The organism is Kribbella albertanoniae, from assembly GCF_004348455.1.
GTDB classification, from domain to species: Bacteria; Actinomycetota; Actinomycetes; order Propionibacteriales; family Kribbellaceae; genus Kribbella; species Kribbella albertanoniae.
Genome location: NZ_SMKA01000058.1, coordinates 11,979 through 35,545, shown reverse-complemented (window position 1 = coordinate 35,545; position 23,567 = coordinate 11,979). Strand labels below are relative to the sequence as shown.

General features: G+C 67.8%; 22 protein-coding genes and 1 pseudogene. 14 read left to right on the top strand and 9 right to left on the bottom strand.

Annotation, left to right across the window (positions count from 1 at the left end; all coding sequences use genetic code 11):
• Nucleotides 1-571: LON peptidase substrate-binding domain-containing protein (locus E1261_RS15650; RefSeq protein WP_132407241.1), on the bottom strand; the 571-nt coding region annotated here is incomplete at its 3' end.
• A 109-nt stretch (nucleotides 572-680) separates the two neighbouring features.
• On the opposite strand from E1261_RS15650, the gene hisD reads away from it, so the two are divergent.
• The 13 genes and pseudogenes from hisD to E1261_RS46385 all read left to right on the top strand — a co-directional run bounded on the left by hisD (nucleotide 681) and on the right by E1261_RS46385 (nucleotide 13,595).
• A complete protein-coding gene (gene hisD, locus E1261_RS15645) occupies nucleotides 681-2,009 on the top strand; it encodes a histidinol dehydrogenase (RefSeq protein WP_132407239.1) in 1,329 nt (442 codons plus the stop codon).
• Nucleotides 2,006-3,124, top strand: coding sequence for a histidinol-phosphate transaminase (locus E1261_RS15640; RefSeq protein WP_132407237.1), 1,119 nt, complete (start codon nucleotides 2,006-2,008; stop codon nucleotides 3,122-3,124). Before hisD ends, E1261_RS15640 begins: the two co-directional genes overlap by 4 nt.
• On the top strand, nucleotides 3,121-3,720 hold the full coding sequence (hisB, locus tag E1261_RS15635; protein WP_132407235.1) for an imidazoleglycerol-phosphate dehydratase HisB: 600 nt from the start codon (nucleotides 3,121-3,123) through the stop codon (nucleotides 3,718-3,720). The genes E1261_RS15640 and hisB overlap by 4 nt, the downstream gene beginning before the upstream one ends.
• Nucleotides 3,717-4,358: an imidazole glycerol phosphate synthase subunit HisH gene (gene hisH, locus E1261_RS15630; protein ID WP_132407233.1), complete on the top strand. Its 642-nt coding sequence runs from the start codon at nucleotides 3,717-3,719 to the stop codon at nucleotides 4,356-4,358. The genes hisB and hisH overlap by 4 nt, the downstream gene beginning before the upstream one ends.
• Before the next feature lie 331 nt (nucleotides 4,359-4,689).
• Entirely contained in the window at nucleotides 4,690-5,475 is a 786-nt protein-coding gene (locus E1261_RS15625) for an ABC transporter ATP-binding protein (protein WP_132407231.1), read from the top strand.
• Nucleotides 5,472-6,251 (top strand): ABC transporter ATP-binding protein, encoded by a 780-nt coding sequence (locus E1261_RS15620; RefSeq protein WP_132407229.1) that lies wholly within the window; start codon nucleotides 5,472-5,474, stop codon nucleotides 6,249-6,251. The genes E1261_RS15625 and E1261_RS15620 overlap by 4 nt, the downstream gene beginning before the upstream one ends.
• Nucleotides 6,248-8,077, top strand: coding sequence for an AMP-dependent synthetase/ligase (locus E1261_RS15615; protein WP_132407228.1), 1,830 nt, complete (start codon nucleotides 6,248-6,250; stop codon nucleotides 8,075-8,077). The genes E1261_RS15620 and E1261_RS15615 overlap by 4 nt, the downstream gene beginning before the upstream one ends.
• A complete protein-coding gene (locus E1261_RS15610) occupies nucleotides 8,074-8,961 on the top strand; it encodes a branched-chain amino acid ABC transporter permease (protein ID WP_132407226.1) in 888 nt (295 codons plus the stop codon). Before E1261_RS15615 ends, E1261_RS15610 begins: the two co-directional genes overlap by 4 nt.
• Nucleotides 8,958-10,061 (top strand): branched-chain amino acid ABC transporter permease, encoded by a 1,104-nt coding sequence (locus E1261_RS15605; protein WP_132407224.1) that lies wholly within the window; start codon nucleotides 8,958-8,960, stop codon nucleotides 10,059-10,061. The genes E1261_RS15610 and E1261_RS15605 overlap by 4 nt, the downstream gene beginning before the upstream one ends.
• A gap of 11 nt (nucleotides 10,062-10,072) precedes the next feature.
• The gene (locus E1261_RS15600) at nucleotides 10,073-11,374 is read left to right on the top strand and encodes an ABC transporter substrate-binding protein (RefSeq protein WP_132407222.1); all 1,302 of its coding nucleotides are present in this window, start codon (nucleotides 10,073-10,075) and stop codon (nucleotides 11,372-11,374) included.
• A gap of 30 nt (nucleotides 11,375-11,404) precedes the next feature.
• Nucleotides 11,405-12,094 (top strand): SAVMC3_10250 family protein, encoded by a 690-nt coding sequence (locus E1261_RS15595; protein WP_132407220.1) that lies wholly within the window; start codon nucleotides 11,405-11,407, stop codon nucleotides 12,092-12,094.
• Between the two features lie 111 nt (nucleotides 12,095-12,205).
• A pseudogene (locus E1261_RS46390) lies at nucleotides 12,206-12,937 on the top strand (alkaline phosphatase PhoX); the annotation flags it as partial.
• A gap of 76 nt (nucleotides 12,938-13,013) precedes the next feature.
• Entirely contained in the window at nucleotides 13,014-13,595 is a 582-nt protein-coding gene (locus E1261_RS46385) for an alkaline phosphatase PhoX (RefSeq protein WP_238176242.1), read from the top strand.
• A gap of 48 nt (nucleotides 13,596-13,643) precedes the next feature.
• On the opposite strand, the gene E1261_RS15585 is transcribed toward E1261_RS46385, so the two are convergent.
• Together E1261_RS15585 and E1261_RS15580 are read right to left on the bottom strand one after the other, a co-directional pair.
• Nucleotides 13,644-14,642, bottom strand: a complete 999-nt coding sequence (locus E1261_RS15585; RefSeq protein WP_132407218.1) for a DUF8189 domain-containing protein — start codon at nucleotides 14,640-14,642, stop codon at nucleotides 13,644-13,646.
• A gap of 421 nt (nucleotides 14,643-15,063) precedes the next feature.
• Nucleotides 15,064-15,639, bottom strand: a complete 576-nt coding sequence (locus tag E1261_RS15580) for a TetR/AcrR family transcriptional regulator (protein WP_132407216.1) — start codon at nucleotides 15,637-15,639, stop codon at nucleotides 15,064-15,066.
• Between the two features lie 86 nt (nucleotides 15,640-15,725).
• Between E1261_RS15580 and E1261_RS15575 the strand changes: the two genes are divergently transcribed.
• Nucleotides 15,726-16,610 (top strand): SDR family oxidoreductase, encoded by an 885-nt coding sequence (locus tag E1261_RS15575; RefSeq protein ID WP_132407214.1) that lies wholly within the window; start codon nucleotides 15,726-15,728, stop codon nucleotides 16,608-16,610.
• Between the two features lie 85 nt (nucleotides 16,611-16,695).
• On the opposite strand, the gene E1261_RS15570 is transcribed toward E1261_RS15575, so the two are convergent.
• From E1261_RS15570 to E1261_RS45970, 6 genes are read right to left on the bottom strand one after another with little or no spacing between them, the layout of a single operon-like run.
• Nucleotides 16,696-17,064, bottom strand: coding sequence for a YchJ family protein (locus E1261_RS15570; protein ID WP_132407212.1), 369 nt, complete (start codon nucleotides 17,062-17,064; stop codon nucleotides 16,696-16,698).
• A gap of 57 nt (nucleotides 17,065-17,121) precedes the next feature.
• Entirely contained in the window at nucleotides 17,122-18,360 is a 1,239-nt protein-coding gene (locus tag E1261_RS15565; protein ID WP_132407210.1) for an ATP-grasp domain-containing protein, read from the bottom strand.
• The gene (locus E1261_RS15560; RefSeq protein WP_132407208.1) at nucleotides 18,357-19,622 is read right to left on the bottom strand and encodes an MFS transporter; all 1,266 of its coding nucleotides are present in this window, start codon (nucleotides 19,620-19,622) and stop codon (nucleotides 18,357-18,359) included. The genes E1261_RS15565 and E1261_RS15560 overlap by 4 nt, the downstream gene beginning before the upstream one ends.
• On the bottom strand, nucleotides 19,619-20,857 hold the full coding sequence (locus E1261_RS15555) for an ATP-grasp domain-containing protein (protein WP_132407206.1): 1,239 nt from the start codon (nucleotides 20,855-20,857) through the stop codon (nucleotides 19,619-19,621). Before E1261_RS15555 ends, E1261_RS15560 begins: the two co-directional genes overlap by 4 nt.
• Entirely contained in the window at nucleotides 20,854-21,210 is a 357-nt protein-coding gene (locus E1261_RS15550) for an avidin-fold protein (RefSeq protein WP_132407204.1), read from the bottom strand. The genes E1261_RS15555 and E1261_RS15550 overlap by 4 nt, the downstream gene beginning before the upstream one ends.
• Nucleotides 21,207-23,567: an FAD-dependent oxidoreductase gene (locus E1261_RS45970; RefSeq protein WP_202874728.1), complete on the bottom strand. Its 2,361-nt coding sequence runs from the start codon at nucleotides 23,565-23,567 to the stop codon at nucleotides 21,207-21,209. Before E1261_RS45970 ends, E1261_RS15550 begins: the two co-directional genes overlap by 4 nt.

Below are 23,567 nucleotides of genomic sequence, written 5' to 3'. Positions count from 1 at the left end.
GGGTTAGGCGGTCGGTGGTGTCGGTGGCTTCCAGGAGCTTTTGGCGGTCGGGGGTGAGCAGGGTCATGGCTGCTGACATCAGGTACGAGAGGGTGCTGGGGTCGTCGGGGAGGTCGCCGAGGTGGAGGCCGGGGCGGCTGATGGCGGAGACGGCTTCGGCGTACCGGCGGAAGCGGCCGACGGCCACGGTCGCGGCGCCCAGGGGGTCGTCGCCGAGTTCTTCGTCGAGCCATTCGACGTCCGCGACCAGGTAGTCGCCACCGCCGTCGAGTTCGGCGACCTTGAACCGGTGGCTGCCGGTGAGGGTGATCTCGACCGGGCCGTCGTCGTCGGCGTCCAGGCGGATCTCGGAGATGGTCGCGGAGCAGCCGGTGCCGTAGAGGGAGCGGAAGACGCGCTCGCCCAGTTCGTAGCCGTCACGGACCGCGAGGGCGCCGCACATCATCTCGCCACCGTTCTCGACCAGGTCGCGGATCACCGCGCGGCCCTGGACGTCGGTGACCGGGATCGGGAGCACCAGCCCAGGGAAGATCACCGTGTCGACAGTGAGCAGCGGCAGGCGGGAGTCCATACAAGTGAGCGTAGTGGACAACCCGCATGATCACGGCCGGTGACGGTGCGTGTGGTCGGCCTGTGGATATGCGGTCGGGAGCACGCGCGGTGACTACTAGACTGGGCCCATGATTCGCCGCGTCGACCTGCGGGGCCGAGTGGCGGCCGGTGAGGTGTCCGACCTCCAAGCCGAAGTGAACGCCCTCGTCCCCCGAGCCGTGTTCGACGTCGAGAAGGCTCTCGACGTCGTCCGACCCATCTGTCTGGACGTCCGTCATCGCGGGCTCGAGGCAATCAAGGAGTACGGCGAGAAGTTCGACCATGTGCGTGTGGAGGACGTCCGGGTGCCGGAGACGGCGCTGAAGTCCGCGCTGGAGGAGCTGGACCCGACCGTGCGGGCGGCGTTCGAGGAGTCGATCCGCCGCGTCCGCGAGGTCAGCGAGGACGAGAAGACCGCCGACATCGCGTCCGAGCCCGCCCCGGGTGGCCGGGTCACCCAGCGGTTCGTGCCGGTGCAGCGCGTCGGACTGTATGTGCCAGGTGGGCGTGCCCCGCTGGCGTCGAGTGTCGTGATGAACGTCGTACCGGCTCAGGTTGCCGGCGTGCCGTCGCTTGCCGTGGCATCCCCACCCCAGAAGGAGTTCGGCGGTCTGCCGCACCCGACGGTGCTCGCGGTCTGCGAGATGCTCGGCATCACCGAGGTCTACGCGATGGGCGGCGCGCAGGCGATCGCCGGCTTCGCCTACGGCTTTGACGGCTGCCGCAAGGTCAATCTGGTCACCGGTCCCGGCAACATCTACGTCGTTGCCGCGAAGCGGTTCCTCCAAAGTGAGGTCGGTATCGACTCCGAGGCCGGCCCGACCGAGATCGCGATCCTCGCCGACGATTCCGCCAACGCCGAGCACGTCGCCGCGGACCTGATCAGCCAGGCCGAGCACGACCCGATGGCGGCCAGCGTCCTGGTCACGCCGAGCGAGGCCCTGGCCGCGGCTGTCGAGGCAGAGCTGCCGATCCAGGTCGCGAAGACCAAGCACCACGACCGCGTGACCGAGGCGCTCAACGGTCAGCAGTCGGCCGTCGTACTGGTCGATGATCTTGAGCAGGGCACCGCGGTCGTCGATGCGTACGCCGCTGAGCACCTCGAGATTCAGACTGTCGATGCTGAGGAGCGAGCGGCCCGGATCACCAACGCCGGTGCGATCTTCGTCGGTGGCTGGTCGCCGGTTTCGCTCGGCGACTACTGCGCCGGCTCGAACCACGTCCTGCCGACCGCGGGCTGCGCGTGCCACTCGTCCGGCCTGTCCGTGCGCAGTTTCCTGAAGGCCGTGCACGTCATCAGCTACTCACGTGACGCTCTGGAAGAGGTCGCGGGTCATGTCGTTGCCTTGGCCAACGCCGAGGATCTGCCGGCCCACGGCGCTGCGGTGTCCGTGCGATTCCCCGGAGCGAGCTCATGAGCCGCTTCGAGGGATTGCCGATCCGCGATGAGCTGAAGGCCTTCGAGCCGTACGGCGCGCCCCAGCTCGACGTACCGATCCTGCTCAACGTCAACGAGAACCCGTACCCGCCGAGCGAGGCGACCGTCGCCGACATCGCGGCGTCGGTGACAAATGCGGCTCGGGGCCTGAACCGCTACCCGGACCGTGAGTTCCTCGACCTGCGCGCAGATCTCGCGGCCTACCTCGGGCGCGAGTCCGGCGCCTATCTGACGCCCGAGCAGATCTGGGCGGCGAACGGTTCCAACGAGGTCATGCTGCATCTGCTGCAGGCCTTCGGCGGTCCCGGCCGTACGGCGCTCTCGTTCGCGCCGACGTACTCGATGTATCCGGAGTACGCCCGAGACACCAACACCGCCTGGGTCACGGGCCGCCGGTCCGAGGACTTCACGCTCGACCAGAGCAAGGCGCTCGCCGCGATCTCGCGGCACCGCCCGTCGGTCGTGCTGCTCGCCTCACCGAACAACCCGACCGGTACGGCGTTGCCGATCCAGGTCGTCGAGGCACTGGCCGCGCGCACGGCCGCGATCGGCGCGGTTCTGGTCGTCGATGAGGCGTACGGCGAATTCCGGCGTACTGGGACGCCGAGTGCGCTCTCGCTGCTGCCGTCGTACGCGAATCTCGCGGTGGCGCGGACTATGTCGAAGGCGTTCGCGCTGGCCGGCGGCCGGGTCGGATACCTTGCCGCGAGCAACCAACTGGTCGACGCGCTGCGGATCGTGCGGCTGCCGTACCACTTGTCCGCGGTGACCCAGGCGGTCGCCCGGGCCGCGCTGCGGCACTCCGACGAGCTGCTCGGCCGGGTCGAGCAGTTGCGCATCGAGCGGGACGAGACGGTCGTCTGGTTGCGTGCGCAAGGCCTGCGCGCGGTCGACTCGGATGCGAACTTCGTTCTCTTCGGTACCTTCGCCGACCGGCACGCTGTTTGGCAGGCGCTGCTCGACGACGGCATCCTGATCCGCGAGACCGGCCCGGACGGCTGGTTGCGGGTCTCGATCGGGACCGGCGAGGAGATGGCCGCGTTCCGCGCTTCACTGGAGCGCATCCTCAAGACAGACACGGGAAGGTTGTCATGACGCGCATCGGGCGAGTCGATCGGGAGACGAGCGAGTCCAAGGTTCTCATCGAGCTGAATCTCGATGGCGAGGGCCGGGCGGACATCTCGACCGGGGTCGGCTTCTACGACCACATGCTCAACGCGCTGGCCAAGCACGCGCTGCTCGACCTGCACGTGAACACGGTCGGCGACCTCGAGATCGACGCGCACCACACGGTCGAGGACACCGCGATCGGCATCGGCCAGGCGCTGAAAGAAGCGCTGGGCGACAAGAAGGGCATCCGCCGTTTCGGCGACGCGACCGTGCCGCTGGACGAGGCGCTCGTGCACTGCACGGTCGACCTGTCCGGCCGTCCGTACTGCGTGCACACCGGTGAGCCCGACGGTCAGGTCTACGCGATCATCGGTGGCGACTACGCCGGTTCGCTGACCCAGCACGTCTTCGAGACGCTCGCGTTCAACGCCGCGATCTGCATCCACATCCGGGTGCTGTCCGGTCGCGACCCGCACCACATCGTCGAGGCGCAGTTCAAGGCGTTCGCCCGCGCACTGCGGGCAGCCGCGGAGCTCGACCCGCGGCAGCCTGGGATCCCGTCCACCAAGGGCGCCCTGTGAGCAAGAAGGTCGTCCTCCTCGACTACGGATCGGGCAATATCCGCTCCGGTGAGCGGGCCCTGCAGCGCGTCGGTGCCGACGTCACAGTCACCTCGGATTTCGACGAAGCGCTAAACGCCGATGGCCTTCTGGTCCCCGGCGTCGGCGCCTTCGCCGCTTGCATGGCCGGCCTGAAGTCCGTCCGCGGTGACGCCATCGTCGACCGCCGTTTGACCGGCAGCCGCCCGGTCCTCGGCATCTGCGTCGGCATGCAGATCCTGTTCGCCCGCGGGATCGAGCACGGCGTTGAGACCGACGGCTGCGAGCAGTGGCCCGGCACGGTCGAGCGCCTCCAGCCGACCGAGGGGCAGCCCGTTCCGCACATGGGGTGGAACACGATCGACGTACCGGCCGGCACCCGTCTGTTCGAAGGCGTCGACAAGGAACGCTTCTACTTCGTCCACTCGTACGGCGTCCGTTCGTGGGAGCTCAAAGACACCCGCGAATCCGTGACCCCGCTGGTCACCTGGACGACGTACGGCGACGACGCCTTCGTGGCCGCAGTCGAGAACGGCCCGCTGACCGCCACCCAGTTCCACCCCGAGAAGTCCGGCGACGCCGGCGCCACCGTCCTGGAGAACTGGGTCCGCTCGCTCTGATCGGTCAGTGGCGCAGGTCCGGCGTACCGACCAACGGGTAGTCGTCCCAGCAATCCGTCAACGATTGCGCCGACACGCGGCGCGGCTCCCCACCGGACGAACCACTACCCGGCCGTCGGTACGCCCGATCGCTGCCGGACGCCCAGGTGGTCCGCGGTTCGGGGGTCCGCTCGCTCTAGTACCAGTTGTCTAACTGGTTTTACTCCTGACGGTCGGTCACGGTTTGGGGGGAGTGTCCGATTTTCGGGCTGCCAGCCCTTCTCAGTGCCCAGCGGCGGTGTCACACTCACTCGCCAAGGTCATTGGAACCATCGGGGATCCGGGAGGCCGGGTGCTGGCAGCGAAGAACCTCGAGGTCGTCTACGACGATGTGATGCTGGTGCTGCGGGGCGTCGGCCTCGAGGTCCCGCAGGGGCAGATCGTTGCCCTGCTGGGGGCCAACGGGGCCGGCAAGTCCACCTTGCTGCGCGCATTGTCGGGGCTGCTGGACGTCCACGACGGTGCGGTACGGCGTGGGTCGATCACTCTCGACGGTGAGCCGATCCACACGTACGGCGCCGCGCGGATCGCTGCCCTGGGCATCAAACAGGTCATGGAGGGCCGGCGGATCCTGGCCGACCTGACTGTCGAGGAGAACCTCCGGATCGGCGGTCATGTCCGCCCGCGATCGATCACGGCGAATCTCGATCGGACCTACCAGCTCTTTCCGGTACTGGCCGACCGGCGTCGCCGTACGGCGGGTTACCTGTCCGGTGGGGAGCAGCAGATGCTCGCGATCGGGCGGGCGCTGATGTCCGACCCGGCGTACCTGCTGCTGGACGAGCCCAGTCTCGGCCTGGCGCCGATGATCGTGCAGCAGATCCGGGACGTGATCGTTCAGATCAACAGTCAGGGCACGACCGTGCTGCTGGTCGAGCAGAACGCGGCGATGGCGCTCTCGATCGCGCAGCACGGGTACGTGCTGGAGAACGGCTCGATCGTGATGGACAAGCCGGCCGCCGAGCTGCTCGCGGACGGCGACGTACGGGAGTTCTACCTGGGCCTCGGTGCGGAAGGGGCGGCGAAGTCCTTCCGGGACGTGAAACATTACCGCCGGCGGAAGCGGTGGCTGTCATGAGCGCCGTGCTGACGTTCGACGAGGTCGTGCTCAGCTTCGACGGGGTGCGGGCGCTCGACGGCGTGAGCTTCAGCGTGGATCCGGGGGAGTTGTTCGCGGTGATCGGGCCCAACGGCGCCGGGAAGACCTCGATCTTCAACGTGCTGTCGGGCGTCTACCGGCCGCAGCGTGGCACGGTCCGGTTCGGTGGCGAGGATCTGCTCGGCCGCCGACCGCACCAGATCGCGCGGCTCGGCATCGCGCGCACCTTCCAGAACATCGAGCTGTTCTCGAACCTGACCGTCCTCGACAACCTGATGCTCGGCCGGCACCACCATCACCCGTACGGCGTTCTCGCGGCGTTCGGGTGGATCGGCAAGGCGCGCCGCAACGAACTGGCCAATCGCCACGCCGTCGAGGAGATCGTCGACTTCCTCGAGCTGACTCAGTGGCGGCGGCTCCCGGTCGGTCTACTGCCGTACGGCGTGCAGAAGCGGGTCGAGCTCGGCCGGGCACTGGCCGCCGAGCCGAAGCTCCTGTTGCTCGACGAGCCGGTCGCCGGGATGAACCTGGAGGAGACCGAGGACATGGCCCGGTTCATCCTCGACATCCGTGACGATCTGGGGCTGCCGATGGTGATGGTCGAGCACGACATGGGCCTGGTGATGGACCTGGCCGACCGGATCATGGTGATGGACTTCGGCCGCCCGATCCGGACCGGTACGCCGAAGGACGTGGCCACGGATCCCGACGTCGTACGCGCCTATCTGGGCGAGGAACACCGGGTGCAGCCATGAGGACGATCGCCACGAGGGTCCAGGAGCGTGCCGTCACCACGCCGGCCGTGATCGCCTTGCGGGAAAAGGATCTGGGCATCTGGCAGCAGGTCGACTGGGCCGGGTACTGGGACTTCGCCGAGCTGGTCGGCCACGCCTTGATTGCCCTCGGCATCGAACCCGGCGACCGGGTCGCGATCCACTCCGAGAACCGGCGCGAGTGGCTGTACGCCGACATCGGGACGGTCGCCGTACGGGCAGCCACCGTCGGTCTCTACCCGACGAACCCGGTCGCCGAAGTCGGCTACCTGCTGAAACACTGCGGCGCGAAGGTCCTGATCGCGGAGGACCAGGAGCAGGTCGACAAGGCGCTCGCGATCGAAGACCTGCCCGACCTCACCCACATCGTGTACGTCGAACCACGCGGGATCCGAAACCGGTACGACGATCCGCGGTTGCTCGCGTGGCCCGACTTCCTTGCCCTGGGCAAGCAGCACCGAACCGAGCATCCGGATGCGGTGTCGCAGCGGATGGACACCGCCACCGCGGACGACGTGGTGACGCTCGTCTACACCTCCGGCACCACCGGCCCGCCGAAGGGCGCGATGCTGACGGCGGCGAACGTCGACTTCGCGATCCAGGAGCTGGTCGAGCGCGGCGGATTCACCGCGCCACCGCCGTCACCCCGCGACAGCGTGCTGTCCTATCTGCCGTTGTGCCATGTCGCCGAGCGGATCTTCAGCTGCTGGTTCGGCGCCGGCGCCGGGGTCTGTGTGCATTTCGCCGAATCGATCGAGACCGTGGCCTCCAACCTGCACGAGGTCCAGCCGACCGTTCTGTTCGGGGTGCCGCGGATCTGGGAGAAGATCGCGGCCGGTGTCCAGATCCGGATCGAGTCCGCCGACCCGGTCAAGCGGCGGATCGGCGGTTTCTGGCTCCGCCGGGCGGACTGGATCGGCGACGTACTGACTGCCAACGGTGGCAGGCACACCGCGGCCTCGCGGGCCGTCTACGCCGTCGGCTGGCTGTTCTGCTACCGCGCACTGAAGGATCGCGTCGGCCTGCGCAAGGTCCGGTACGCCGCCTCGGGTGCCGCGCCGATCGCCCCCGAGGTACTGCGGTTCTTCATGGGGCTCGGTCTGCCGATGCACGAGGTGTACGGGATGACCGAGAACACCGCAGTGGCGACCGCGAACCGCCCGGGCCGGGTCAAGGTCGGCACGGTCGGCGAGCCGCACGCCGGTGTCGAGGTGCGGATCGACGAGACCACCGGCGAGATCCTCACCCGGCACCCCGGGACCTTCGCCGGCTACTGGCGGGACCCGGCCGCCACCGCGGCGGTGCTCGAACCAACCGGTTGGTTGCATACCGGCGATGTGGGGGAGTGGGTCGACGGCACGCATCTGCGGATCACCGACCGGATGAAGGACATCATCATCACCGCGGGCGGCAAGAACATCGCGCCCTCGGAGATCGAGAACGCGCTGAAGGCGTCGCCGTACATCAAGGAAGTTCTGGTGGTCGGCGACCGGCGCCGGTTCCTCGCCGCGCTGATCGGCATCGAGCCGGACACGGTCGGCCACTGGGCACAACAGCATCGACTGCCCTATTCGACGTACGCCGATCTCTCCGCGAAGCCCGAGGTGATCGCGCTGGTGCAGACGATCGTGGACGAGATCAACGGCAGGCTGGCCACCGTCGAGCAGGTGCGGTCGTTCCGGCTGCTGCCGAAGCTGCTGGACCACGAGGACGGCGAGCTGACCGCGACCCAGAAGCTGAAGCGGAACGCGGTCATGAGGTCGTTCGCCGAGCTGGTCGAGTCCATGTACGCGGGGGGTGCCCGATGAACGAGTTCGTCGCCACAGTGGTCCGTGGGCTCGGCAACGGATCCATCTACGCCCTGCTGGCACTGGGTTTCGTGATCGTCTACAAGTCCATGCGGGTGATCAGCTTCGCCCAGCCGGCCTTCATGATGGCCGGTGCGCTGCTCGTCAGCTACCTCGTCGTCTCGATGAACTTCTTCCTCGCCGTGCTCGTGGCGCTGCTGCTGGTCGCGCTGCTTGGCGCTGGTGTGGAGCGGCTGGCCCTGCGGCCGATGATCGGCAAGCCGGTGTTCGTGATCGCGATCATCACCCTCGGCGTCGACATCGTGATCCGCACGGTCGTGAACTCGTTCATCGGCCTGGACATCCGGCAGATGGGCGATCCGTGGGGGCTGGGGCAGGTCGACGTACTGGGTGTGAAGATCGATCAGCGCCACCTTGCCACGCTGGTGACGACGCTCGTCGTGGTGGCTGCGCTGTTCGCCTTCTACCGCTGGTCGCGGACCGGTTTGGCGATGCGGGCGGCGTCGTCGGACCAGGAGGTCGCGCTGGCCCAAGGCGTCTCGGTCGGCCGGGTGTTCTCGCTGTCCTGGGCCCTCGCGGCGGCTCTGGCCGGGCTGGCCGGCGTGTTCTTGTCGACCGGCATCGGACTCGAGCAGAACCTCTGGCTGACCGCTCTCAAGGCCCTACCGGTGATCATCCTCGGCGGACTGGACTCGTTGGGAGGGGCTGTGGTCGCCGGACTCTCGATCGGCGTCGTCGAGGCACTGGTCGGCAGCTACGGCGGTGACTTGCATCCGGTGTTCGGCGGCGACTTCTTCCTGGTCGTGCCGTACCTGCTGATGCTGCTCGTCCTGCTGGTCAGACCGTACGGCCTGTTCGGCACCCGGGAGGTGGAGCGGATATGAGCCGACCGCTGCTTTACCTGTCCTACAAGCAGGACATGGCGTTGCTCAACACGCCCGCCAAGCGTGGCTGGACCATCGCGCTGGCGGTCGGGGCAGTGTTGTTGCCGTTCGTGCTCACGGACGACCTGCTCGTCGTACTGGCGACTGCCTGTGTTGCGGCGATCGGTGCGATCGGGCTGAACATCGTCACCGGGTACGGCGGTCAGGTGTCGCTCGGGCACGCGTTCTTCCTGGCGATCGGCGCGTACACCGCGGCGGCGATCTCGGGCGATCCGGACAGCACCCGGCTGATCGGGTTCGGGATCACCTCCCTGCCGATCTGGTTGCTCGCGGCCGGTCTGGTCGCCGGGTTGGCGGGGCTGATCGTCGCGCCGCTGGCGGCCCGGTTGCGTGGGCTGTACCTGGCCGTGGTGACACTCGGGCTGGTGTTCATCGGCGAGCACATCTTCAAGCACTGGCGGGAGCTCACCGGCGGAGTCGGGGTCGGGCGGCCGGCCGCCGTACCGGAGTTGTTCGGGTTCCAGTTCGCGGTCGACGGGGAGCTGTTCACGAAGGCGCAGAAGCTCTATCTGCTGATGCTCGTGCTGCTGGTGATCTTCGGCGTACTGGCTCGCAATCTGGTCCGGTCGCGGACCGGACGAGCGCTGGCCGCGGTTCGGGATCGCGATCTGGCCGCCGAGGTGATCGGCGTGGACGTGACCCGGTACAAGATGATCGCGTTCGCGGTGTCGTCGTTCTATGCGGGCGTCGCGGGCGCCTTGCTGTACGTGATGATCGGCTTCGTCGAGCCGGGGTCGTTCAACCTCGGGATGTCGGTGCAGTACATCGCGATGATCCTGATCGGCGGCGTCGGCACCATCTCGGGCTCGGTGCTCGGCGCGCTGTTCATCACGCTGCTGCCGCGGATCACCCGCGAGCTCCCGGCCGTGCTGCCGTTCATCAGCAGCAGTTCGGGTTCCGGCGGTATCACGGTCTTCCAGGTCGAGACGATCCTCTACGGCCTGTTGATCATCGGTTTTCTAATTTTCGAACCGCGGGGGTTGTTCGGGATCTGGATCCGGCTCCGCACCTACTGGAAATCCTGGCCGTTCTCGCACTGAAGGAGTTTTCGATGAGCATTCGGAGGGGAATCGCCGTCGCGCTGGTCGCGGCGCTGACCTTACTGGTGGGATGCCGCAACGACGCCCCACAGACGCAGGAGGGTGAGTCAGGCGTCAAGTTCGACGTCGGCGTCACCAAGGAGCCGTGCCCGGCCGCGATCGACAAGGCCAAGGGCTGTATCTACCTCGGCTCGATCTCGGACCTGACCGAGGGCCCGTTCAAGGCGCTCGGGGTGCCGATCACCGAGAGCCAGAAGGCGTTCTGGAAGCGGGTCAACGAGGCCGGCGGGATCGGGGCCTACGAGGTCGACGCGACCAAGTACGTCAAGGACAACAAGTACAACCCGCAGATCCACAACGAGGTGTACGCCGAGATCAAGCCCGACGTCCTGGGATTGGCGCAGACCCTCGGCTCACCGACCACCGCGGCCATCCTGGCGGATCTCAAGTCGAGCAACGTGATCGGCGTACCGGCGTCGTGGACCTCGGCCTGGGCGTTCGAGGACGTGATCCTGGAGTCGGGTACGAACTACTGCTTCGAGTCGATGAACTCGGTCGACTTCGCGGCCGAGACGCTGAAATCCAAGACCGTCGCCGCGGTGCACTTCCCGGGTGACTACGGTGACGACGCGGCGGCCGGGACGAAGATCGCGGCTGCGGCGAACGGGATGACGTTCACCGACATCCCGACCGCGCCCGGGCAGGAGAACCAGGGGGCAGCGATCCAAAAGTTGCTCGCGGCCAAGCCTGACCTGGTCATCCTGAGCACCGGCCCGACCGAGGCCGCGACCATCGTCGGTGGCGCTGCGCAGAACGGGTTCAAGGGCCAGTTCATCGGCACCAGCCCGACCTGGAACCCGGCGCTGCTGAAGAGCCCGGCCGCACCCGCATTGACCGCGCTCTACCGGCAGTCCGGCCCGTGGGCGCCGTACGGGACTGACACCGCCGGCCACAAGGCTCTCGCCGGGGCAGTGGACCCGGCAACGTTCAAGGCCGCGCCGAACGACGGCTACACGGCCGGCTGGGTCTGGTCGTACCCGATGAAGGCAGCCCTGCAGAAGGCCGTCGACGCCAAGGACCTGACCCGGGCCGGGCTGCTCGCCGCGGTCAAGTCGCTGGAGACGGTGGACTACGAAGGGATGCTCCCGGAGGCCGCCGGCAAATTCAGCGGGGCGCCGGGTGAGCGGGTGTTCCGGCAGAGCATCATCTCCAAGGTGGACCCGTCCGCCCCGACCGGTGTGAAGGTCGAGAGAGACTTCTTCACCGGGAAGACGGCCGAGAAGCACGAGTTCACCAAGCCCTGCTACCAGTGACGGGACGGCTCTGACCCGTACGGTTGGAGCGTGCGCGAACTCGTCTACCTGTCGCAGGCCAAACTCCAGCAGTTCCGCAAGCCGACCAACAAGAAGGACGGGCTGAGCGGCGGGATCAAGGTGACCGCCGCCGGCCTCGCCCTCCCGACGGCCGAGGTCGGTCTCAACTACGACCCGGCCGTCGCTGCCACGGCGGCGACGGCCACCCTGGCCGAGGCCGAGAAGTTCATCCGCGGCAAGTGGCCGGTCCGTTGGTGGACCGAGGAGCAGGAGCCGGGGGAGTGGATCCAGTTCGAGACCCGCCTCGCGTACGGCGTACTGGGGGACAGGTTCGAGGAGCAGCACGTGCTGTTCTTCTGGGGCCGTGATCGCCCTGATGACGTGGACTCGGTGCAGTTGCTGCTCCACGGCTCACCCCGGCATTTGATCCAGCACATTTCCGACGGAGTACCGGCGACCCGGACCCAACCCTCGATGTCGTCCGGTCTGTTCAGCTATCTGCGGGCGGTCGACGCCGGCACCGCCAGCGGTGGGGCGGTGGGTCGGGTCGACCGGCAGCTGGCTCACGTGATCAAGCTCGTGCGCGACGTGGCTCCGGATCTGACGGCAGGATGGTTGAGCGGAATGGCCCGGACAAGTTTCTCCGTCACCACCGGCACCGGGCGGCGGATCGTGGTGGCGAGCCCGCTCTTCGTCGAACACATTCCGGCTCCGAAGTGAGGTCGCCCTAAGCGACGTCGTACCGCCAGTTAGTGATCTTGTTCCCTTGCCGTTTGCTTTGGCTTTACCGTACGTTCACTGGCGACCTGTCTATCTAGCGGGAGGCCGCGCATGTCCTCGTCCTTGTCCAGACGGAAGTTCGTCGGTACCGCCGCTGCGGCCGGAGCCGCGGTCACGGTGGCCGGTTCGGTGGAGGCGCTCTACACGGCGCAGCCGGCACTCGGCACCTCCGGGCCGAAAATCGGCTACGGACCGCTGATTCCGGACCCGGACGGGATGCTCGACCTGCCGCACGGCTTCCGGTACGACGTCCTGTCGCGGGAAGGCACCGTCCGCAAGGACGGGCTCCCGGTTCCGAGCCGCTTCGACGGGATGGGTGCGTTCCCGGATCGCGACGGTGGTTCGCGGCTGGTCCGCAACCACGAGTGCAGCCCGACCTCGAAGATCAAGGTCGTCGCGCCCCCGGAGCGGACCTACGACCCGGGCGGCGCGGGCGGCACCAGCACGGTGGTCGTCAACCGGCATCAGCGGCCGACCAAGGAGTACGTGAGCCTCGGCGGTACGGCGATCAACTGTTCCGGCGGCATCACCCCGTGGCGCACCTGGCTGACCTGTGAGGAGACCGAGCTCAAGGCCGGCCAGAGCGGTTACACCAAGGACCACGGCTTCATCTTCGAGGTCGACCCGTACGACGACCGCCGCAACCTGAACCCGTTCCCACTGAAGGAGATGGGCCGCTTCCAGCACGAGGCAGTCGCGCTCGACCCGGCAACCGGCATCGTCTACGAGACCGAGGACGCCTTCGTCGCACCGCTCGGCGGCTTCTACCGCTTCCTCCCGAACCGCCCCCGCGGCGGCTGGGGCTCCCTGCGAGCCGGCGGCGAACTCCAGGCGATGCACATTCCGGGGCCTGCTCGACATGTCCACCGTCCAGGAGGCCGGCACGATCTTCCACGGCGTCCAGTGGGTCAAGGTCCCGGACCCGCTGGCCACGACCGAGTCGGTCCGCGCCCAGGACTACGCCAAGCCGATCACCGGCGGCTACAAACTCGAGGGCTGCTGGTGGGGGACCCGCGACCGCTGCGTCTACTTCGTCTCCTCCTTCGCCCGCACCGAGCTAGGCCCCAAGATCGACCACGACGGCCAGGTCTGGCGCTACGACCCCCGCAAGCACACGCTCCGCCTCGAGGTCATCTTCAAACACGACCCCGCCTCCGACAACCCCGAGTACGACGCCCCCGACAACATCACGATGTCGCCGTACGGCGGCCTGATGATGTGCGAGGACGGCATCGGCGACCAGCACATCCTCGGCACCACCGAAGACGGCAAGGTCTTCAAGTTCGCCAAGAACACCGTCAACATCGGCACCCCCGAAGAACCCGAGTACGGCGAACTCGCCGGCGCCGGCTTCTCCGCCGACGGCCGCACCATGTTCTTCAACGTCTACAACCCCGGCATCACCTACGCCATCACCGGCCCCTGGCGCCGCCGCCGCTGAGGAGCACAGGGCCGCCGGCGCCGACCCTGACGGGGCCGGCGCCGGGGTTTAGTAGGTCTTGTGGACGATACCGACGTTCGCCTCGCGGTTGGCGTGACCGAAGAGCTCGATCCGGTCGCCCCACGAGACCACGGCGGGGTCGGCGATGGCCCGATGCGGAGCGCCGGGGACCGGTTGCCAGGTGCCCCAGCTGAACCCGTTGTACGTCCTCCGGTACAGGTTCTCGTCCCGGCCCTGCAGGAAGATGTCCAGCCGGTCGCCCGATCCGGTGATCACTGGGCCGGTGAGTTCCGGGCCGCCGAGCGGGGTCCAGCTGGACCAGGCATTGTCTGCGAACCGGCGGTGCTGGACCACCTGGTTGTCCACGGCGACAATGTCGATCTGGCCGGGCTTGGTGGACACGGCGCCCTGGACGAAGCCGCGGTCGGCCAGCACGGTCCAGTCACTCCAGCCCGCTGTGGTGTAGGTGCGGTGCCACGACTTGGTGAGCTGTGGATCCTCGGGGTTCAGTTTCTCGGAGGCGAACACGTCCAGCCGGTTCGGGCCCCAGGACGAGACTGCGATGTTCCCGTTCCACTCACCGCCGAGGTTCTTCCAGTCCGACCAGGCACCGTCGGCGTAGGTCACCTGCCACAGGGGCCCGCCGTACGTCGCTGTGTCGCCGACGCCGAAGACGTCGATCCGACCCGGTCCCCAGGACACCGCAGCCAGGCTGCGCATCCGGAGCTTGGGGCTGCCGTCGACCGGCTTCCAGCCGGACCAGAGCCCATCGGCGCGGGTGGTCTGGATGAGCTCGAAGTCCCGTGACAACGCGAAGACGTCGAGCCGGGTGAAGCCCCACGACGAAGCGGCCGGTGAATGGCAGCCGTACTGGCAGTTGCCCAGCGATGCCCAGTTGCCCCAGCCACCGGGTGCGGCCTGAACTGCCTCGGCGCCGGCCTGCTTCGCCGGCGCTGCACCGGCGGTCCAGCCGATCAGCAGGGCGATGAGAACTGCGGCGGAGAGGAGGGCGACGGGGAGTCTTCTGGCCAGCGCTCTGTTCGTCATCACCTGAGCATGGTCGAGCTCGGTCGGTGGATGGAGGGCTGTTCGGGTGCGATCGGGGGCACTCCTCCCGGCCCCCGCGGGCGGTGTCAGCCACGACCGGCCGTGCCGGGCGAGCGGGGTTGCCTGTCGAGTTGGGGGGTTGCCCGGTCAGATTCTCGATGGGCAACCCCCCAACTGGAGGGATATCCCCGAAGATGGGGCGTCTTCCGGCCGCATCACCGCACCGAACCGCGCCTTTGTGGAGTTTCACAGCCACGGAGCGACCACCATGTTCCACAAAGGTGCAGAAACGAGAGTGCTGCGTCGGTGAGGGGAGGGTGGTTCAGAGGGCGCCGTTGGTGAGCATGCTTGGTGGAGGTTGCGCAGTTTCGGGGCCGGGGTTGATTCGCCCTCATGTGAGTCCGAACGCCCTCCACTTGGGTCAGCCGAGGGCGGAGCGGGCGGCTTGTAGTTCGTCTAGGGCCGCTAGGGCGTGAGGGGCGAAGGGGGCGTCGGGGTGGTCGCTTTCGAGCCAGGTGGTGTAGCCGCGCTTGAAGGCCAGTACGCCGAGTTCGGCTGCTAGGGCGGCTACCGGGTCGGGGAGGCCTCGGGTGGTTAGGGCGGCGACCATGGCGGCGGTTAGGCCGACGGTTTTTAGGGCGTCGCGTTCTTGGAGTTCGGTGCTGGCGGCGATGGCTGCTTTGAGGCGGGGGGCCAGTTCGCGGTTCATCGGGCCCATCATCGTCGCGACCCGCTCGAGGCCGGCGGCGACGGCTTGTAGGGGTGTTGCGTTGGCGGGGGCTTCGGTGATGCCTTCGGTGAGGAGTTGGCTCATGGCTTCCTGGCCGGCGGCGAGGAGTTCGCGCTTGTCGGGGAAGTGGCGGAAGAAGGTGCTTTTGGTGACGCCGGCCCGTTCGGCGATCTGCGCGACCGTGGTGGCGTCGTAGCCCTGTTCGGTGAACAGGTCGACGGCGGCGACGACGAGGCGTTCGCGCGCTCCCGGTTCCCAGCGACTCATGGCACCATCATAGGTGACGGGACTGTTGTCCCATCGCACTGCTACAGTGATGGGATAAAGGTCCCATCACTTGGCAGGAGATTCTCATGCACGTCTTCGTCACCGGTGCCACCGGGCTGGTCGGATCGGCCGTCACCGCCGAACTGCTCGGCAACGGTCACACCGTCCTCGCGCTCGTCCGCTCCGACACGTCAGAACAAGCCGCCGTACAGGCCGGCGCCAAAACCGTCCGCGGCTCACTCGCCGACCTGGACGTACTTCGTGCAGCCGTCGCTCAGGCCGACGGAGTCATCCACCTTGCCTTCAGCAACGACTTCAGCAGCACCGAGGCGGTGATCGCCTCGGTCGCCGAGGAGACCGCTGCTCTCGAGGCGATGGGCGCGGAGCTGGTCGGCACCGGCCGCCCCTTCGTCACCGTCTCCGGTACGCCGGCCACCCCGGGCCGCCCGTCCACCGAGGCAGACGCGCTCGCGACCGACAGCTTGGTCGGCGGTCGCAGTACGGCGGTCGCGGCGGTGATCGCGTTGGCCGAGCGCGGCGTACGGAGTTCAGCTGTTCGCCTCCCGCGCACGGTGCACAACCGAGGCGACGGTGGGTTCGCCGGCCTCCTCACCCAGATGGCTCGTGCCACCGGCGCGGTCACCTATCCCGGTGACGGCACGCAGCGCTGGCCTGCCGTTCACGCCCTCGACGCGGCCGTGCTCTTCCGGTTGGCGCTGGAGAAGGCCGAAGCCGGCACGTACTGGCACGCCGTTGCCGACGAAGGCGACCAGGTTCGCGACATCGCCGCCGTCATCGCCCGCCGTCTCAACCTCCCGGTGACGCCGGTCCCAGTCGAGGAGTTCGGTCCGCTCGGCCAGATCTTCGCCGCCGACCAGCCGTCGTCCAGCGCGCACACCCGCGCAACCCTCGCCTGGGAACCGAAGCACCCCAGCCTCCTCGCAGACCTGGAGAACATCCAATCTCCGTAACGACAGGAGGTGTGGGCCGATTCGAGGCTGTCGCCGGAAGGGCTGAGCGTGCGAGCGCCGGGTACTAGGCCTATACGTCCTGTCCTTAGGACGCAGGAGCGACGTAGGTCCATTCGCCGTGTTCGCGGGTGAAGTGGCTGTTCTCTTGCTGGGAGCCGCCGCGGTAGGTGGCGCGGAAGGAGACGGTGCCTTCGGTGTGGAAGGCGGTGCCGTCGGTGGTGGCGAGGATTTCCAGGCCGGTCCAGCGGATATTGGGGGAGAGCTCCAGCAGCGGGGGCCGGGTGGTGGAGTGCCAGGTGCGGAGCAGGTATGCCGTGTCGCCGACTACGAAGGCGGAGTAGCGGGAGCGCATCAGTTGCTCGGCGGTGGATGCCGTACGGCGGCCGTCGTGCAGGGCGCCGCAGCAGTCGGCGTAGGTGGCGGGGAGGCCGCACGGGCAGCGCGCAGAGAGCATCCAACGATTGTCGCACTGGGCCCGGGCGGTTGGTGGTCCGCCCGGACCCGCGGCGAACTAGGGGGTCTCGATGATGATGGCGGCCTCCATCTCCAGTACACGTTGGTAGTCCTCGTCGAGGGTCTGGGGGTCGCTGTGGATCAGGATCACCCAGGCCAGGCAGGTGAAGAGGTCGACCGTCGCGGGGACGACGGCGTCCTCTTCGTGCAGGATCTTCATCCAGTGGAACGACTTCAACGACTCGATCCCGTCGAAGACCTCACGGTTGCGGAAGTAGCCCTCGGACGGCGCGATGATGAAGACGCCGCGCAGGTGCTGGACGAGGTCGAAGCCGTCCCGCACTTCGCCGCGGACGCGATGGGCGACGGTCCGCTTGATGTGGTTGTCGCCGGTGGCCAGTTCGCTGACCATCTGGTGACCGCCACCGGCCGGGCGGGCCGCGACCTCGATCAGCCGCGGGCCGTCGGCCGTCATCATCACCTCGACGTGCCCACAGCCGATCCGGATGCCGACTGCGTCGAGGACATCGCGGGTGTACGGCCAGAGCGCCTGGACCTCCGGGTCGTCCTCGGCGAGGAAGTCGATCCGGCGGTAGATGCCGATCTTGTCGCCGCGACCGACCTTCGTGTACCGGCAGACGTCGACGAGCGCATGGACGCCGTCCACGCTGTAGGTGTCGACCAGGTACTCCGTCCCTTCGGCATACTCCTGGATCAGTACGGCGTCGTTGATCAGCCCCATCTTGTTCGTCCGGCCGAGCACGCGGTGGAAACGCTCGCGCCAGTCGCCGCCTTCGAAGACGACGTACACCTCGTCACCGGCGGCACTCTTCGGCGGTTTGATCACCAGCCGCCGTCCGAGCAGGTCGTTGGCCCGCAACCACTCCTCGGCCTCGGCCGGATCCGCGGTCAGCACCTGCCGCAGCCGAGGTACGCCGGCCTCGGTCAGCGCCTGCGCCATCTCCCACTTGTCACGCCGCGCCGACGCCAACTCAGGCACGTTGCCCGTCCCCGGAAACAGGATCTCGGTGAGCTGATCACACAGCTCGACCCCGCTCTCAGCGCCGGGCACCAGGTACGTCGGCTCGTACTGCCGAAGCTCGTCAGCCAGGACCGACACATCACCGGTGAAGTAGTGGACGTGGTCGAAGTCCTCCGGATTCCAGCTTGCCGTGTACGCCGGTGGTGGCTCCAGCCCGCTCAGTACGGCGACCGGCTTCCGCCCCGCCGCCCGGAACGCGGCCGGGTACTCCTGACCCGTGGACAACGGATCCACGATGATCGTGTAGTCACTCATGCCTTGCCTCCTTCGACGACTTCGGCGACCTCGGCAACGGGGGCAAGATCCTGCGCCTTCGAAGCGGCTGGTGGTGCCATTCCGAAGTACGCGAGGACGAGCCCGACGGCGCCGAGAACCCCGCACCACAACCACACCTGGGCCCCGGCGCTGTTCCACACCCAGACTCCGAAGAACGGGCCGAGCGCGGAGCCGAGACCGAACATCGCGTGCGCCCCACCGACGTACCGCCCGAGCAACGGCTTCGGTGCGGCCATGCCGGGATAGGCGAACATCGTCGGCCCACCGATGATCTCGGCCAGCGTCCAGAGCAGCGTGCCGATCACGAAGATCGCCAGGCCGCCCGGCAACGCGTAGAACGCGAGCCCGCCACCCAGCAGGACGAAGCCGACCATCGCGACCGTCCGGGCGGGCTTGTTCTGCACGACCTTCGTCACCAGCAACTCGCAGGTGATCACGATGAAGCCGTTCAGGGCGACCATCGCGCTGTACCACCAGGTCGAGAACCCGTCGGCCTTCATGTGCAGCGGTAGCACCGCGAGGTACTGCATGTAGATCGCCGCATTGATGAACATGCAGACGAGGAACAGCACGTACTTGTGATCCCGCAGTACGGCGAGATAGCTGCCCTTCGGCTCCGGTTCCGCAGCAGCTGAAGCCGGCGCGACCTTCTTCCGGCCAGGTAGCGCGACGATGGCGACCGCTGCGTAGGCGAGAGCGGCGATCGCTTCACCGATGAACAGCAGGTTCCACGACACCGCGACGAGCGCCGCACCGATGAGCGGCGCGGCCGTCGTACCGAGGTTCATCGCCAGCCGGTAGATCGCGAACGTCATCACCTGCCGGTTCTGCGGCGTCAACTCGGTCAGCAGCGCAGCCGAGGCCGGACGGTAGAACTGCCCGACCGCACCGGCCAGAGCCACCACCACGACGACCGCCGCGTAGCTCGGCACGTACGCGATCGCCAGCACGAAGCCGGCCATCCCGAACATACTGATCATCACCGCGGCCCGCGGCCCGATCCGGTCCGTCAACGAGCCGCCGATGATCAGGCCGATCACCGAGCCGGCGCCGTACACGCCGAGCGCCGTACCGGCTTGAACCGCGGTGAAGCCCTTCGACGTCGTCAGGAACAGCACCAGGAAGACCTGCAGGAACCAGCCGAGCTTGTTCACGAAAACGCCGACCAGCAACGCCTTCACCGGCGCCGGCGCCTCCCGGATGGTCTGCCAGATCCCAGTGCTCTGCTCAACCTCGCTCATGATGCTGGCTCCTTGGGATGGCCGCTCCAGCGCAGAGCGCGCTCGGCCGCGTCCAGACCGGTCCGGCTCTCCGCGATTGAGCCGGCGACCGCGGTCGCGTACGCGATCCGGCCCCACAACGTGCCGTCCGGCGGGGGACTGGTCGTCTGACCGGCCTCCATCAGTACGACGAGTTGGTCGATCCCGGGCGTATCAATCGGATCGAAGGCGACCGAGTCGAGCACGGTGTCGTTCTCGTCGACGTAGAAGAACCGCACCCCACCGACCAGCGTCCGATCCGGTACCAACGAGGGCTGTCGGCCACATGCAACGGCAGCCGCGGCCAGTCCGGGATCGACCCCGGTGGCCTGCAACCCGAGGTACGGGATCAGGTCGCCGCCGATCCGGGCGTTGATCTCGATGACCTTCGGACCGTCGGCCGTCATCATGATCTCGGTATGCGTGACGCCGTCGGTGAACGCGATCGCCTTGTGCGCGTCGACCAGCACCTGCTGCAGCTGGTCATCGGCCAGCAGCGGGTCCGTCGCGTCGACGAAGTGACCGATCTCCTCGGCGTACGGCGGGTAGCCGATCTCCTTACGAGCAAGGCAGAACGGCGTCACCTGACCGTGGAACACCGCGGCGTCGATGCTGATCTCGTAGCCATCGGCGAACTCCTCGACCAGCACCTTCACGTCGTAGTGCGGTGCCTCGGGCACGGTCGTGTCGTGGGCGAAGTCCCAGTTGTCCCGAAGCTCGGCCGGGTCGTTCACCTTGACCACACCGAGACTCGCGGCCAGTGCTCGGGGCTTGAGGATGATCGGGTAGCCGAGCTCGTCGGCCGTGGCCAACGCCTCGTCCACCGTGTTCACCAGCACCGACTTCGGCTGCGGAACCCCGTGCTCGGCCAACGCCGTACGGGTCAAGTGCTTATCGCGGCACCGGTTGATCATCGCAACGTCGCCACCCGGCAGACCGAGCGCCTCAGCCACGTGAGCGGTCTGCAGGATCCGCGCCTCGTCCCAGCACAGTACGCCGTCGATCGGGTCCTGCTCGTGCAGCACCCGCGCCGCCGCGACCAGCGCCTCGGCGTCGAGCGTGGTCTCCAGCACCGTCCAGCCGTCCAGGTACTCCTTCTCCCAGGTCGGCTCCGAATGCAGGAACATGTGCAGCCGGTACTGCGGAGCGATCGACCGCAGGATGTACTCCCGGAACAACCGCATGCCGGTGGCAACTACGAGCAAATGAGGGTTCATGATGCCTCCTGGAGAGGACCAGGGATCTGTCGGATCCGCGTGACTCCACGCGTGCCGTCGGAGCGCTCGAAGTGGTCGGAGATCACGATGTTGCCCTGGGCATCGAACTCCGGAACGCTGTGACAGGCTCCGCTGATCAGCTCACCGTCCCCGGTCAGCAAGCAGTACGACGCGTCGAACGAACCGTCCGCCCGCAGCCGCCCGACCAGCCGGCCACTGCGCAACGTGCCGCCGGCATAGAACTCCGCCCAGATCACGTCGTCCTCACGGTGATACTGCCCGTACGGCGCTTCGCCCGCCGGGTCGTCGGTCTCGAGGCGGAACCACACGCCGTCCACGTCGGGGCCGGTCACCAGTGCACCGCACAGACGTCGTCGGAGATCGGGTAGATCTCCCGCTCGAACATCGAGTTCAGCACGATCGCGGCCCGGACCGGCAACTGCGTGAGCCCGGCGTTCGTCAGGCCGTGGCTGTACCGGCTCGCGTTGAACGTGAAGATCTTGTGCCCGTTCATCCCCTTCCAGCGCACGGAGTAGTCGGACTCGACCAGGATCTGGCCGTCGTCGTCGGTCTCGATCCGCTCCCGCAGGTCGTCGTCGAACGGTGCCGCCACGTGCTCGCGACCGGCGGCCACGATCAGCTGCCGTACGACGTGCTCCTCCGGCAACGCGGTCGTCGAGCAGCACAACCGGATGTTCCCGTCGGACAGCAGATCCGACGTACGGACATCGCGGCCGGGCAGCAGCGTGACCGGGAACTGGCCGAGTGACAGGAAGCCGTCGTAGTTGGCCTGGTAAAGCGCGCGCAGACCGCCCGGTGTGATGGCGTCACCGCTGTAGCGGGAGTCGTCGATCATCTGCCGGCGGGTGTCCCGGTTGAGGCCCTGCAGGTACTCGATGTGCGACGGCCGGTACAGCTCGTTGGCCATCGGGGAGTCGTCGATGCTGCGGAACCACTGGTTCCGGCCGATCCACCGCAGGTCGGTGAACCCCGCTCCGAGCAGGCGCAGTACCGACTCCAGACCGGTCTGGCCGCCACCGACGACTGCGGTCGGTGCGGACCGGTCCATCGTGGCGAGCCGCTGGCCGAGGTCGTCGGCGATGAAGGCGCGCTCCGCGGGCAGACCGCCCAGGTACGCCGGTCGCACGGCCCGCGTCCCGAGCCCGAGAACCAGGTGTTCGGAGACGGCTGCCGGTACGCCGTCGACGCTGATCTCGAAGCCGTCGTCGGTGATCGAGATCGAGTCGACCTGTGAGCCGAAGTTCACCACGCCGAGGCGCTCGGTGGCCCAGGTCAGGTAGCGCTCGTACTCGATCCGGGGGAGTGAGTCGAACTGGGAGTTGATCAGCGCATAGAGCCGACCCGACGTGACGAGGTAGTTCAGGAAGGTCAACTCGTGGCGTGGATCGACCAGCGAGACGAGGTCCTTCATCCAGCCGGTCTGCATCCGCACCCCCGGGTAGAGCAGTGGGGTGTGCCAGCCGGTTCCGGGCCGGGAGTCGAACAGGGCGAGCCGGTCACTGGTGACGTTCTTGTAGAGCGCCGCCAACGACAGGTTGGAGGGTCCAGCCCCGATACCCACGGTGTGGTAACGGGGCGTAGTTCGCAGTTGCTCGTGCGTACCTCGTTCGGTGATCGTCATGCGCTTGTTCTCCGTCCGCGAAGTGGAGTTACTGGTCCCGCCGGTGGCGAGCAGTTCGCTCGCGGCGGCCCGGCTTGCGGCCAGCGCGGTCTTCACGCTGCCCCCGGACCCACCGGTGAAGGTGTAGAGCCGATGAGTTCCACCAGGGACCGGCCAAAGGGTCAGTACCGGTGGATCGGCGTAACAGTCGGCCGCGCTGACCAGGTGGTCGGGCGCCGACAACTCGAGGTGTGGCAGCCGCTCGGCCGCGATCCGGACGGCCTGGGCGGCCAGGTCCGGGATCGGGGCACTGCTGCCGGGTGGAACGGACCAGCGCTGCGTGTCGACCCCGAGGAGCAGACGCCCGTCTGCCGTCGGCCGTCCGTACAGGTCGCTGGTCTCGTCGACGAACATGGTCGGCAGGTCGCCGGCCACTTGGTAGGTGGCGATCTGGATCGCCTTGGTCTTGGTGTGGTCGGTCAGTTGGTGCTCAGCCAGGAAGGTGGGCGTCCACGAGCCTGCGGCCACCACAACCGCGTCGTACTGTTCGGTCCGGCCGGGGAGTCGGCAGGCGACCGAGCCGTCGGGCTGGGGGAGCAGTCGCAGAACTGGCCCGGTCAGGACCCGAGTGCTCCGGCCGGTGGCGAGCCGTCGTACGACGGTTTGCCGCAGCCGATCGGGATCGATGAAACCGGCCCGCTGTTCGCAGACACCGACGGTGCCTTCGGGGAGGCCGTGCCAGCCGCGGCGATGCAGCTCGGTCCGATCGAGAACCGCGGTCGAGCCCGGATGCGCCTGCTCGACCTCGGCCACCGCAGCCGCGAGTCCGTCGTACTCCGGTAGCAGGTAAGTGCACCCAGTCTCCGTGTACGTCGCTTGGTCGTGGAGCGTGCCGAGGAGTTCGGTCAGGCTGTCGATGGCCAGCCGCCGTTGCAGGGGATGCGTCTCGAACCCGCGGACCCCGCCACCCGAGGCCGCGGTGGCGTCGGTTCCGGGCGGTCCGGTGATCAGGTCCACGCCGACCTGACCGCTGAGCCGCCAGGCCAGCAGCGAGCCGGCGATCCCCGCGCCGATCACACCGATGCGCAT